The 12,831-nt window shown below is 35.7% G+C and carries 12 protein-coding genes; 7 read left to right on the top strand and 5 right to left on the bottom strand.

Annotated features, from left to right (window positions below; genetic code table 11):
* Positions 1-41 precede the first annotated feature (41 nt).
* The 3 genes from BUB45_RS05495 to BUB45_RS05485 form a co-directional block, all read right to left on the bottom strand.
* Positions 42-473, bottom strand: coding sequence for a disulfide oxidoreductase (locus BUB45_RS05495; RefSeq protein WP_073006104.1), 432 nt, complete (start codon positions 471-473; stop codon positions 42-44).
* Positions 474-648: 175 nt separating this feature from the next.
* On the bottom strand, positions 649-1,155 hold the full coding sequence (locus BUB45_RS20370; RefSeq protein ID WP_280157338.1) for an MFS transporter: 507 nt from the start codon (positions 1,153-1,155) through the stop codon (positions 649-651).
* 184 nt (positions 1,156-1,339) lie between these two features.
* The gene (locus BUB45_RS05485; protein ID WP_244527659.1) at positions 1,340-1,987 is read right to left on the bottom strand and encodes a phosphatase PAP2 family protein; all 648 of its coding nucleotides are present in this window, start codon (positions 1,985-1,987) and stop codon (positions 1,340-1,342) included.
* A 124-nt stretch (positions 1,988-2,111) separates the two neighbouring features.
* Between BUB45_RS05485 and BUB45_RS05480 the strand changes: the two genes are divergently transcribed.
* Together BUB45_RS05480 and BUB45_RS05470 are read left to right on the top strand one after the other, a co-directional pair.
* On the top strand, positions 2,112-2,546 hold the full coding sequence (locus BUB45_RS05480; protein WP_073006102.1) for a ferritin-like domain-containing protein: 435 nt from the start codon (positions 2,112-2,114) through the stop codon (positions 2,544-2,546).
* Between the two features lie 328 nt (positions 2,547-2,874).
* Positions 2,875-4,044: a M20 metallopeptidase family protein gene (locus BUB45_RS05470; RefSeq protein WP_073006098.1), complete on the top strand. Its 1,170-nt coding sequence runs from the start codon at positions 2,875-2,877 to the stop codon at positions 4,042-4,044.
* A gap of 179 nt (positions 4,045-4,223) precedes the next feature.
* On the opposite strand, the gene BUB45_RS05465 is transcribed toward BUB45_RS05470, so the two are convergent.
* Positions 4,224-5,435: an ABC transporter permease gene (locus tag BUB45_RS05465; protein ID WP_073006097.1), complete on the bottom strand. Its 1,212-nt coding sequence runs from the start codon at positions 5,433-5,435 to the stop codon at positions 4,224-4,226.
* Entirely contained in the window at positions 5,428-6,174 is a 747-nt protein-coding gene (locus BUB45_RS05460) for an ABC transporter ATP-binding protein (RefSeq protein ID WP_073006095.1), read from the bottom strand. Before BUB45_RS05460 ends, BUB45_RS05465 begins: the two co-directional genes overlap by 8 nt.
* Before the next feature lie 664 nt (positions 6,175-6,838).
* On the opposite strand from BUB45_RS05460, the gene rbsK reads away from it, so the two are divergent.
* From rbsK to BUB45_RS05435, 5 genes are all read left to right on the top strand, one after another.
* Positions 6,839-7,759 carry a ribokinase gene (gene rbsK / locus BUB45_RS05455; RefSeq protein ID WP_073006093.1) on the top strand — a complete coding sequence of 307 codons (921 nt, stop codon included), beginning with the start codon at positions 6,839-6,841 and terminating at the stop codon, positions 7,757-7,759.
* Between the two features lie 6 nt (positions 7,760-7,765).
* A complete protein-coding gene (gene rihC, locus BUB45_RS05450) occupies positions 7,766-8,692 on the top strand; it encodes a ribonucleoside hydrolase RihC (RefSeq protein ID WP_073006091.1) in 927 nt (308 codons plus the stop codon).
* Positions 8,693-8,716: 24 nt separating this feature from the next.
* Positions 8,717-10,138: a C4-dicarboxylate transporter DcuC gene (dcuC, locus tag BUB45_RS05445; protein WP_073006090.1), complete on the top strand. Its 1,422-nt coding sequence runs from the start codon at positions 8,717-8,719 to the stop codon at positions 10,136-10,138.
* Between the two features lie 246 nt (positions 10,139-10,384).
* The gene (locus tag BUB45_RS05440) at positions 10,385-11,515 is read left to right on the top strand and encodes a LacI family DNA-binding transcriptional regulator (RefSeq protein WP_244527658.1); all 1,131 of its coding nucleotides are present in this window, start codon (positions 10,385-10,387) and stop codon (positions 11,513-11,515) included.
* 816 nt (positions 11,516-12,331) lie between these two features.
* Positions 12,332-12,760, top strand: coding sequence for an HIT family protein (locus BUB45_RS05435; protein WP_073006088.1), 429 nt, complete (start codon positions 12,332-12,334; stop codon positions 12,758-12,760).
* Positions 12,761-12,831: the final 71 nt, after the last annotated feature.

The raw sequence follows: 12,831 nt of genomic DNA, 5'->3' as shown, positions 1-12,831 counted from the left end.
TTTCCTTACCATCCATTTCTTTTAGCTACTATTTTTCACAGCTATAACATCCGTCTAGATCGTATTAATATTATATGTAATCCAAATATAAAAATAAATGCTATACCTGCTAAAAAGGGAATTGTCACAAAACCAAACCAATTAATATAGATAGTATTGCATGGGATCAGACCACATGCATCGCCAGCCTTTTGTAAGGCTGGGAGTTTTTGCGTTAGATAATGGTATATGGATACAAGCATTCCTATCCCACTCAAAAACAAACCTGGTAACGCAATGGAGATGTCTTTCTTCCATAAGGCTGTACCGTAAATAATAACAAGTGGGTACATGAATATTCGCTGTATCCAACATAAATCACAAGGCGGGTACCCCATTATTTCAGAAAAAAACAGACTTCCAAGTAGAGCAACTACAGACGGCGCCCAAATAAGTAATAACAGATTTTCTTGTTTGTTTGAAAGTTTCACCATAAATAATCCTTTCCCCTATCCCCATCGCTATTGCGACTAGATTTTCTCATCTCATATGTGTTATTAATAGTATACAAACAGCAGAGAAGATTAGCAAAAAGAAAAAATGGCATGTATCCAATGGCTGCTTAAAAGTTGTTAAGCTATGTAGTACAGTCAGTATAACAAATAGACCTTATTTTTGCTGATACAATCGATTACGGTGTACATAAACTGCAGCTTGGGTTCGATCGTTCACTTCCAGTTTTGATAGAATATTACTCACATGCGTTTTTACTGTCATAGAGTTTGTAACGGGGTAACTAAAAGCATCAGCGATCCCAAACAATGCGGCTAAAATGATTAAATGCCAAACTGTTACCATATCAAGATAGAAGAATAACAAAAGCGCAGCAATGAACAAAGCCCTAAGCAAATCAGCAATAAATAAAATGATTCGTTTATTAAACCTATCAGCAACAACCCCACCAACTGCCAATAGTAACAATCGTGGAACAGAAGCTGCGAAAAACAGCATGCCAAAATAAACTCTATTTTCACTGATCGTTAACATTAACCACTCTGCTGCGATTAAATAAATGTAGTAACCAGGTGCAGAAAAAAGAGAGCCAATAAATAATAACAAAAAATTTCTATTCTTTAATACTGGTACTGCTTTACTTGTTTCAGATATTACTTCCATCTTCATTTCTCCTCTCATAAATAACGAGATGCTTAGAGCAATGAAGCCTTTCATCCATTGGAAGTTGCTAAGATAGTTTAAATAGAAGGCTAGCAAAAGCTTCACGAAACGCATCAGCATCTCTGTCATTTTTATCCTATCAATATAAGTGGGAGAGGAGAACATCCTCGGGACTGCTTTAACCTCAACCTCTAGACGGAGAAATTTGTCTGCTCGTTAACTGATAAAGATATACCAAACCAATCAAGCATAAAAAACCGATAAAGAACCCTGCAAGAACATCTGTTAAATAATGGACATTAATGATATATCGACTCATGCCTATTAAGAGTATCAAACCGGCAAAAAAGACTTGGATGAGCCATTTTTTTGTCTTTTGTTTTAGACGATTGGACAGGAAATACGCAACTAATCCGTAGCAAACCATTGATATCATAGCATGACCTGAAGGAAAACTATGTCCTTCTGCATTTGCTGCAACGAGTACACTCGGTCTGTCTCTTTCCACCAAATGTTTAATGACTATGTTAAAATAATGCGTTGAAAGTGTCCCTAAGCTAAAAATCAGCGCAGGTATTATACTACGGTACATCCACCAAAAAACAAATGCCATTACAAGGACAAACGGAATTGTAAAAGATGATGAACCTAGCTCTGTAATCCAGCGAAAAGCAGTATAAATGGCTGTATCATCTAATCTCTCTACTACATCACGTGTCCATTGATCAATATATGGCATTGTTTGATTTGCCACTTTATAACCCCATAACAATGTGAGAACAACTCCAATGAAAAATACGGTCGCATACAAGTACATCATACTTCTTCTCATAACCAGATCCTCTCCTTTATTTTTGTCTTTTTTCACATCATACCCGAATTTACGTTTTAAAAAAACAGAGAAGGGTAATAGATATGTGGAGTATTCAAGAAGTTTATGAAAGGATGGATTGCAAATGGAACAAGACTTACAAACATTAATTGATGGTTTAAATGTAGACTTAGCAAATGAATATGGGGCAGCTATTCAATACACGTATAGTGCCTCCGTAGTTAGCGGACTATATCGTTCTGCATTAAAACCTTTTTTTGAAGCAGAAGTGACAGATGAATTAGGACATGCTTTATACCTTTCAGAAAAAATCAGCTCTTTAGGTGGCACACCTACGACTAAAGCAGCTGACGTTCCACAACCTACAGACGTTAAGGATCTATTACAAGCAACATTACAAGCAGAAACAGATACAATTAAACGTTATGAAAAAAGGAAAGAGCAAGCTGAGAAATTAGGCTACACGGAACTTGTTGTAAAATTAGAAGATATGATTGCTGATGAAACACATCATAAAGAAGAAATTGAGCGACTATTAGCTGATCCACGCTTGGCATAAGCATAATCGATCCTAATATTTAAACAAAGGTTCGGTTATTTCGTTATACAGAAGCACCTTACTTTTTACTTTCTTATCTTTTTAGAAAAGACTTGGTCTATCATACCACCAAGTCTTTTCGGTATACTTTCCTATCTTCCAAGGGAACGATTTCCGCACGCACCTTCCACACCTTCTACTTTTATGTAACCAAAATATGACGCAGCATACTTTTGTACTTTCATCGAGCAAGTACATACATCACTTTTGTTTATTTTTTCAAAAAATAGATTCTTTTTATACACTGCTAATGGTATAATTACAACTAAAAACATTGGAGGTACGTTCTTTGTTAAAACAAATATATCACTCCATTGAAGCGTTCTATGAAGAAATGGTACATATTCGGAGACATCTTCACCAATATCCAGAGTTATCGTTTCAAGAAACAAAAACAGCTGCCTATATTGCTAATTATTACGAAACACTAGGTATACCTTATGAAACAAATATCGGAGGCAATGGTGTCATTGCAACTATAAAAGGTGGAAAGCCAGGAAAAACAATTGCGCTGCGAGCCGATTTTGATGCGCTTCCCATTCAAGATGAAAAAGATGTCCCCTATCGTTCTAAAGTAAAGGGTATGATGCACGCATGTGGGCATGACGGTCATACAGCTACATTGCTAACTTTAGCTAAGGCATTAATAACGTACAAACAAGAATTGCCTGGGACAATTGTTTTTTTACATCAACATGCAGAGGAATATGCACCTGGAGGAGCAAAACCTATTATCGATTCAGGTGCCATTGATCATGTTGACGCTGTTTTCGGTACCCATTTATGGGCCACAACGCCAGTTGGGGTGTTACAAACATCCAAACAGGCTTTTATGGCCGGAGCAGATTGTTTTACAATAGAAGTCCAGGGCAAGGGTGGCCATGGCGCGTATCCACATGAAACAAAGGACGCCATTGTTATTGGATCACAAATCGTGTCGCAATTACAACAAATTGTCAGCAGACGAATGAATCCGTTAGATACAGCCGTTATAACCGTAGGCATTTTCGAAGCTGGTAAAGCATTTAATGTAATAGCTGACAAAGCAAGTCTTGTAGGAACGGTACGATATTTGAACCCTGACTTACAAGCAACAATTATGAAGGAAATGGAAGCAGTCATTAAAGGAATATGTATGAGTCAAGATGCCACCTATAGATTTGATTACATCAAAGGGTACCCCCCTTTAATTAATCACAAGGAAGAAGCAGCACTCTTGTTACAAATGGATCAACATATTAAAGAGATTACAAAAACAGAAACGATTGAGCCTTCTATGGCTGGTGAGGACTTTGCATATTATCTGCAAAAAAAACCTGGAGCGTTCTTTTTTACAGGCGCTCAAAAAGATAAACAACCATTTCCACACCACCATCCAAAATTTGATTTTAATGAACAAGCTATGCCAATAGCTGCCAAAACACTCATAACTGCTTATTTAGCTTATCAAACTAGATAATGTTCCCCTCTTTAAAATAGATGTTGAAAGTATAATGATGCTATACAAAATCTCATACGACCTCTGGTAAACGACGACTTTAGACATAAATCAGCCGTATTATCTCTTGCATAGCTGTTAAAAATGTTAGACTAGTGCAACGTAAAAAACACATGAGGTAACATACCCCTCATGTGTTTTTACGTAAGCTTTCGTTTCACATAGCCATCTACAAACAACCAAGAGAATATAATCCCACCTGCAAATGTTATCATGGCCCCTATATATATACCCATTACAATAAACAATGCCGTAAATAGAATCACTTGTACAATACTTAATTGCAATAGTAACTTTAATAATGATTGTTGGCGAATTTGCAAGGAAACCGGGTAGAGATCCAGCCACAAAATCGTACGGTGATGCTGGTATAAGGTCATCATTTGAAAACTACTTAAATATAAAAACAATAAAGCAAAGATAATTTTCAGCCATAATGGTGGAATCACATAAATAAGCACCCCACCTATAACGACTAATCTCATATAGATACCGAGGTAATCACCACTTCGTATCAAAGTGATTCGATATAAATAATCGTAAGTAGCTGTTCGAGTAAAAGGAACTTGACTAACGATACGGACCAACCAATGCCGTTTTTTCACTCGACTTTTTAAATGAGGTACATCTGCGAACATATTTGCTAATCGGTAAAATGCTTGCATACGACTTTGGTCTTTTTCCACCAGTAAATCCCATAGTAATCCAGAACGTTTACTCGCTATTTGATAATCATACAAAAACACAATGGCAAAAAGCAATGTTGTGATACCGGCTAATAACATGCTGCCAGATATAAAAAAATAAAAGACAGCTATATTTAACACAGTACGAACGACTGTATCAATCAACCGAGAATCACGTTCCCTCACTTTGAGCATCCACCAATTCGCAATTAGATTGGCGAATTTAAATACAAGCAACAATGCAATGGTTATGAGATATACAACCCCAGCACGATTAGCGAAAACAGTTGTATATAACGGGCCCAAAGCTGCAGCAGCTAAAAATACTAAATACAATTGAATCGTAAAGCTGTATGCAATAGCATTACGAAAATAAGCTTTCATTTTCTGTTCTGCTGGAATTAAAAATACAAGATCTGGTTCTTTTAACAAGGTGCGCACCGGACTATAACTTGCTATCAAGCCAAAAACAATGGATATAACCCAAGCAGCAGGAAAATCATCTGGGATCTCTTGCAACCACTTTTGGTAATAAACAGCTAACGCAGAGATGAAAAATAGCATTGCAATAGCTATATGACCATTAAATATATAGCGTAAATAACGACTTGTCTCTTTTAAATGCGCTGAAAACCGTTCCTTGAAAAAATGGTGAGAATTAAACATGGTCATTTTCTTCCTTTGTTAATTGTACATACAAATCATCTAAAGTAGCATGGGGCATTTTAAAGCTCTCTCTTAATTGATCCAGACTGCCATCAGCTCGTATCGTTCCGTCATGTAATATAACAAAGCGATTACAATACCGCTCTGCTGTTGCTAAAATATGGGTAGACATCAGCACACCCGATCCATTTTCTTTCATCTGATTCATTAGCTGTAAATAAGATTGAATACCTAACGGATCAAGCCCTACAAAAGGCTCGTCTACAATATATAATGGTGGCTCAATTAAAAATGCACACATTATCATAACCTTTTGACGCATACCCTTGGAAAAATGGACAGGGAACCAGTTTAACTTCTTCTCCATTCTAAATTCTTTTAATAAAGGCTCTAACCTTTTTTCAAATATATCTTGCGGAATATCATAAGCCATAGCTGTTAAACGCAAGTGTTCATACAATGTCAGTTCATCATATAAGATAGGCATTTCAGGAATATAAGCCATTTGATTCCTGTATGTCTCCGTATTTTCTTGAAATGTTTTTCCGTTTACAGTAATCGTCCCTTTTTTTGGTTGCATTAACCCGATAACATGTTTAATAGTAGTGCTTTTTCCAGCTCCATTTAAACCAATTAACCCAACAATTTCACCTGTATGTACCGTAAAGGAAATACCTTGTAACACATGCTTATGCGTATATCCTCCATAAAGGTTTTCAATATGTAGTAAAGATTCCACAAATGCCCCTCCTCTTCTTGTTTATATTTTAGCACTTGCTCAATATAAAAAACAAAGTAAACAGTATGCTTTTTTTCGACAAATATAAGTTTGCCTTTGTCACGAAAAATTTCACAGTAAAATGTTACCTTCTCCATACATGTTGTCATAATGGTTCTTATAGCTCAAAAAATATTTTTTACGTACGTATATTTTGTAGATTACTGCTAATAATAAGTAGCGAAGGAGAAAAAGTTCTTATAAATATCCTCCAAACAATTTATTAATACAAGAAAAATGTATACAGTCTTAACTGTCTGCACAGATTCTTTTTAGTAATTTGTTTCTTAAAGGATACGTTGTCCAGTCTTTATGCTGTTCCACTAGCTGGAACTAACTAATGATCATGTAAACAACTTTATGAAGCAAACCCCGCTCTATGAAGTGTACTGTTTACTTCACAATGCATAAGAACTCTCTCCTTCAAAAGAGCTGGTCCTTAAATAAGGCCAGCTTTTCTATATCTTCCTCTCTTTTTTACGCATTCCTACTATTAATTCAAAAAAACTTTAACATCCATTCGACAAAATTCGATATTTGTATTGACTCTTTTTATGTACACGTTGTATATTTATTATGATAAAACGTTTTATCATAAGATTTTTTACGTAAAGGAGGGAATATATTGAAAAGAGTACTTACTTTTGGAAGCTTAAATATGGACCTTTCCATTTATACCGATCGCATTCCAAATAACGGAGAAACGATACAAGGAAAAAACTTTTTCCTATCTCCTGGAGGTAAGGGGGGAAATCAAGCTGTAGCTGCCGCTAAAAGTGGAGCAAATACTTGGATAGCAGGAGCAGTAGGCACAGATTTATATGGGAACAAATTAGTAGAAACGCTAACAAAATATAATGTGAATTGTGATTATATAAAGATGAGCCGACATATAACGACCGGAATTGCCATGATCATTAGAAATGATGGAGACAATCGAATTATTTTAGACAAAGGAGCGAATGACGACGTTGATTTCCAAGACGTCAACAAAATGCTTCAAGATATCGGTCGTCCTGGAGATATTTTTTTAACGCAATTTGAGAACGATTACGAAACGACTTTGCACGCACTAAAAGCTGCAAAGAAAAAAGGACTTTTCACTATATTAAACCCTGCACCAGCTAAACATATTACAAAAGCCAATTATCTTCATATTGATTTACTTATCATTAATCAATCAGAATGTGAATTTTTATCGGGAATATACCCATCCGAAGAAAGCGAATACAGAAAAGCAATACAATACTTTCAGCAACAAGGAGTTCATGCAGTACTGATTACCTTAGGAGCGGAAGGGAGTATAGTTGGTGAAGGTACAACCATCCATTTCGTGCCTAGTCTCTCTGTAAATACTGTAGATACAACCGCTGCTGGAGATACTTATATTGGGGCGCTTGCCTGTGAACTTTCTCATGGAAAAACAATTCAAAAAAGTATGGAATATGCTACGTGTGCCGCCGCGTTAACCGTATCTAAAGCCGGTGCGCAGAAATCCATACCTACTAGACAAGATATAATTGATTCCAAATATGTAAAGGAGTAGATATTGATGAATGACAACCAAACACCTATTATTATTGATACAGATCCAGGAATTGACGATGCTGTAGCCCTTGCTGCCGCATTATATAGTAAAGAATTAGATATTAAATTGATTACGACAGTTGCTGGTAATGTAAGTCTCGAAAAAGTAACGTACAATACGTTACGACTTTTACAATTTTTCAAAAAAGAAATTCCTGTTGCTGCTGGTGCAGCGCAACCACTAATTAAAGAACCGATAGATGCGAGTAATGTTCATGGTGAAACAGGTATGGATGGTTATGATTTTCCAGAGCCTAACGAAAATCTCTTATTAAAAGAGCATGCTGTTAACGCGATGTACAAAACCATTCTTCAAAGCAATAAGCCAATTACGCTTGTACCCATTGGACCATTAACCAATATCGCATTACTTATAAGATTGTATCCAGAAGTGAAAACAAATATTAAAGAAATCGTATTAATGGGCGGATCTACAACGCGAGGGAATTCTGGAGTCATGGCTGAGTTTAACATTCATGCTGACCCCGAAGCCGCAAGTATTGTATTTAACAGTGGCGTGCCCATTGTAATGGTTGGATTAGATGTCGGTTGGAAAGCACTCGTTTACCCTGAAGACAGTGAAAAATTGAAAACATTAAACGAAACAGGTCATATGATTTACCATTTATTCCAAAAATATCGTGGCGGTAGTATGAAAACTGGACTAAAAATGTATGACAGTTGTGCTATAGCCTACTTGCTATGTCCAGAGATGTTCACGACACAAAAAGCTTATGTAGGTATTGAGCTAAATGGCTCCTTATCAAAGGGGTGTACTGTTACTGACTTGAAAGGATACTTAAATATGCCAAGTAATGCGACCGTTTGTTTAGACATTGATGAAAAATTATTTAAAGGATGGTTTTTGGATAGTTTACAAAAATGCAACTAAACAACTCAAACAGGAGGATACACCATGACAGATAACTTAATTATGTATAGCTCAGCAATCCTAGCTGTTATTATCGTCATTTATATGCTAGTAAAGAAAATGGACATAAAAGTCGCTTTATTTTCGATTGGTATACTTTTAATATTTATAGGGACGAGTATGGGCAATGAAATTCCTATAGCCGACTTTGAAACAACCGGTTCTACATTACTAGACCCATTGCAAGTTATTGTTCAGCAATTTAAGGAAACCTTTACGAAAGCAGGACTTATTATCCTCATGCTTGGCGGATATACAGCATATATGTCTTCAATTGGTGCGAACGACGTTACTGTACAAGTTCTAACAAAACCAATTAGTAAGATTAAATCTGTTTATTTTTTAGTTCCAGCAGTGTTTTTGCTCGGAAACTTATTATCGCTCGTTATTCCAAGCGCTTCCACATTAGCTATTTTATTATTGGCTACTTTATATCCTGTGTTAAAGCGAGCTGGAATGTCGGTACTAAGTATAGCTGCAGTTATCGCTACTTCAGCTACAATAATTCCAACACCATTAGGAAGTGATAACGTCGCCGTGTCGGAAGAGTTGGCGAAATTCGCTGCTTTTACTGACTTATCTGTAACCGATTACGTGTTTCAATACCACGCTATTATCTCTATACCAACGTTAATATTCATAGCAATAGTTCATTATTTTTGGCAAAAACGGATGGATAAAAAAACGTTAGCTTCTCAAGCGAAAGAGGAAGTGGAATTAGAAAATATAGAGGAAATAACTGGTGGTAAATTATTCAAAGTTGTATATGCATTACTACCTATCTTTCCAATTGTCCTTTTGCTTATTTCTTTTATCTTGGAAATGACTATAAATGCAACGATCTCCCTTAGCGTAGAAAATTCCGTGCTTTTTTCGCTAATCATCGCTGTTGTTTGTGAATTAATACGTAAAAAAGGTGATAAAGCGGTTTTATCAAACACAGAGAAGTTTTTCGAAGGGATGGGGAAAGCTATTCCTATCGTAGCGCTTATTGTTGCAGCTTCCGTGTTTGTTACTGGTTTAAAGTCCATCGGCTTGTTAGACACGTTACAGACGGCTATGCAAAACTTTCACGGACAAGGGTTAGATTTTATCTTACCACTAATTTTAGTGCTTTTTACTGCGCTTATCGTCTTATTAAGTGGAAGTGGTATTGCATTATTCTTTGCAATGATTCCTTTAATGGTTCCATTAGCAGAAGCAGCAGGAATAAGTCCAGTGGCTATTTCCATACCAATGGGACTTGCTGGAAACCTATTCCGTGCAGTATCTCCTGTAGCAGCTGTTGTATTAATTATTGCCGGCACATTAAAAGTAGATCCATTAGATATTATCAAACGTACATCTGTGCCAATGATTTCCGGCGTCGTTTTCATGTTCGTTCTTTCAATGGTCATCTTTCTATAGGCAATTTTTTATAGTAGAAGCTGTCGTTTTTTCTTAGGCTATAAATAAGACATTCCCTGTTTTATTTAGTAAAATGATATTAAGGTGAAGTGTCCTTAAACAGATGGTAATATAGCGATCACTAGATTTAAGGGGGAAGTAGCGCACAGAGAGTATTCGAAAATGAATGTTACAATTTCTTTGTGTGATCTCTCTGAAGCAAATTCCTTGCAAATGCGACAAGTTTAACAAGAAGAGGATAGCAAAATGCTACAGATTAACCTTGAATTGAACTCACAAGCTCACTTACATCTAGTTATTCCATCAAAGTTTTTGGTTCAAGCCAAAATTAAAGCGATTAAATTTATAGGGGATGTATTTTTAGTGAAAGTAACTATTAAAGATATTGCCAAGAAAGCTGGTGTCTCTCCAAGCTCCGTTTCATTAGTATTAAATGATCGACCGAGCCGGATTTCCGACCAAAAAAAAGCTGAAATTAAACAAATTGCCAAAGAGCTGAACTATACTGCAAATCAAATAGCAAGAAGCCTTGTTACAAAACAAACAAAAACGTTCGGTTTAATTATACCTGACATTGAAAATATATTCTTTTCTTCTTTAGCCAAACATATCGAAATGCAATGCCGTATGCACGGTTACACATTAATTATTGTGAATTCCAATGACCAATTTGAAAATGATATCGCATTACTGGATTTATTATTATCGCGTGCTGTAGAAGGTATATTTCTTATCCCGGCCAGTGAATCATGGCTAAAAAAACCAGAGCTCATCGAAAAATTAAAGCAACTCACTGTCCCTTATATTTTGCTGGATCGTGTGTTTTCTGACCTATCTTGTGATAAAGTTTGGTTTGATAATGAATATGGAGCTTATATAGCTGTGAAATACTTATTGGAAAATGGCCATCGAAAAATCGCCTGCATTGCCAGTTCCAGTTTTATTAATGGACAATTTCGTTTAAACGGGTATTTGCGGGCTTTAAAAGAATTTAATATTCCAATCGATTATAACAACATTGTAACTGGTGATTATAAAAAAGAAAGTGGTTATCTAGCGGGCCAAAAAATAATAAACAAGGATGTAACAGCTATATTTATTACAAATGATATGATGGCGCTTGGTTTCATTCATAGCATTTATGAGAAGAACAAAAAAATACCCGACGATTACTCTGTTATCAGCTATGATAACACCATTTATCCTTACTTATTTGGTGTTGAATTATCATCTGTTAAACAAGATGTAAAGAAATTAAGTGAAACTGCTTTCAAGCAATTGTTTCAAAAAATACAAAAAAAAGATACTGTTGCCCAAAATACTTGTCTACAGCCTGAACTTATCGCAAGAACAAGTGTAAAAACCATACATGCTTAGCATCAAAAAAATTTTATTTTTCCTATGTATATTTCTTAGCACATTGCACAGACTAATCATTGTAGGCAAAAGGATTAAAAAAGTTATTAAGCAAACAATTTGCGTGTTTAATGAGAAATGAGCTAAGTTTCGAACTAACCTTCATGAAAATGAGGTGTCTGCGATCGATATTTAACTGTGTTTCAAAAAATAACACAAATGAGGTGTTTGCAAACGGCAATTAACATGCCATATTAACTCATTAAGCCACTTCTTCTGAGAAGTTCATTAAAGGAAATTGTAAAACATCAACCATGCTGAATTGCTTATTGCCTTTACAATCTGCCTTTAAGCAAAGGCTTTATCCTTTATGCCTTCAAACCAGTCTCCTCCTAGGGGGCTGGTTTTCTTTTTTCATATGATAAAGTGAATCTTCGTGTGCGTTTTTTATCCTTCATTGATTTTTTAGATAAAACGAAATGGAAGTTTAGGTACTGTTATTCCTACTTAAACTTGTTCAGCTCACAGCTTCCAATTATTGTGGGACCTTATATTCCGGATAAATATGTATTTTATTAGAAAGACTTGGCGACAAGCCTTTGTTTTTCTTATACTATAAACAAAAAACCTTATACTTTTCTATAGTGTAAGAAACCAGCAGTGCTTCTTACTCTTACTAAGACTCGCTTAGATAACGTTATACATCATGTTCTAACAAAAAGTTCTTAGCGAATTTTTGCTAGTTAACATTCCTTAATAAGTTAAAGGGTTTGCTTTACAACCTCATCCATTCCTATATACAATAGAAATAATATCGAAAAGAAAGGGGAGATCATAATGAGTCATGAAGATTGTATATTTTGTAAAATCATTAATCAAGAAATTCCTTCAGCTAAAGTGTATGAAGATGAGCATGTATATGCCTTTTTAGACATCAGTCAAGTTACAAAGGGGCATACATTAATTATTCCTAAAGTACATGTTAAAAACATTTATGAAACTCCATCTGACGTTGCCGCAGCTCTTTTTGAAAAGGTGCCGAAAGTGGCGAATGCAATTAAATCAGCTTATGAGCCAATTGGGATGAACTTACTTAATAATAATGAAAAGCCAGCCGATCAATCCGTTTTTCACTTACATATCCACCTTCTTCCACGATACGGAAAAAACGACGGCTTTTCCTCTAATTGGAAAGTACACTCCGATGATTATAGTGCGAGTGATTTGCAAGAAATCGCCGGAACGATAACAAACCATATGGATTAAAATCGTAGAACCAGTGAGCCTCCTACTCACTGGTTTTTAAACGTCTGAGTATATAAGGTTATTTAAGACGT

The sequence above is a fragment of the Virgibacillus chiguensis genome (assembly GCF_900129865.1).
Lineage (GTDB): Bacteria > Bacillota > Bacilli > Bacillales > Amphibacillaceae > Virgibacillus > Virgibacillus chiguensis.
This window is presented reverse-complemented; position numbering and strand designations above follow the sequence as displayed.

Coding starts and splice junctions, on each gene's coding strand:
- BUB45_RS05465 (WP_073006097.1), bottom strand. CDS start 5,435: ATGTTTAATTCTCACCATTTTTTCAAGGAACGGTTTTCAGCGCATTTA.
- BUB45_RS05495 (WP_073006104.1), bottom strand. CDS start 473: ATGGTGAAACTTTCAAACAAACAAGAAAATCTGTTATTACTTATTTGG.
- dcuC (WP_073006090.1), top strand. CDS start 8,717: ATGACAGATAACTTAATTATGTATAGCTCAGCAATCCTAGCTGTTATT.
- BUB45_RS05435 (WP_073006088.1), top strand. CDS start 12,332: ATGAGTCATGAAGATTGTATATTTTGTAAAATCATTAATCAAGAAATT.
- rihC (WP_073006091.1), top strand. CDS start 7,766: ATGAATGACAACCAAACACCTATTATTATTGATACAGATCCAGGAATT.
- BUB45_RS05440 (WP_244527658.1), top strand. CDS start 10,385: ATGCTACAGATTAACCTTGAATTGAACTCACAAGCTCACTTACATCTA.
- BUB45_RS05485 (WP_244527659.1), bottom strand. CDS start 1,987: ATGAGAAGAAGTATGATGTACTTGTATGCGACCGTATTTTTCATTGGA.
- BUB45_RS20370 (WP_280157338.1), bottom strand. CDS start 1,155: ATGGAAGTAATATCTGAAACAAGTAAAGCAGTACCAGTATTAAAGAAT.
- BUB45_RS05480 (WP_073006102.1), top strand. CDS start 2,112: ATGGAACAAGACTTACAAACATTAATTGATGGTTTAAATGTAGACTTA.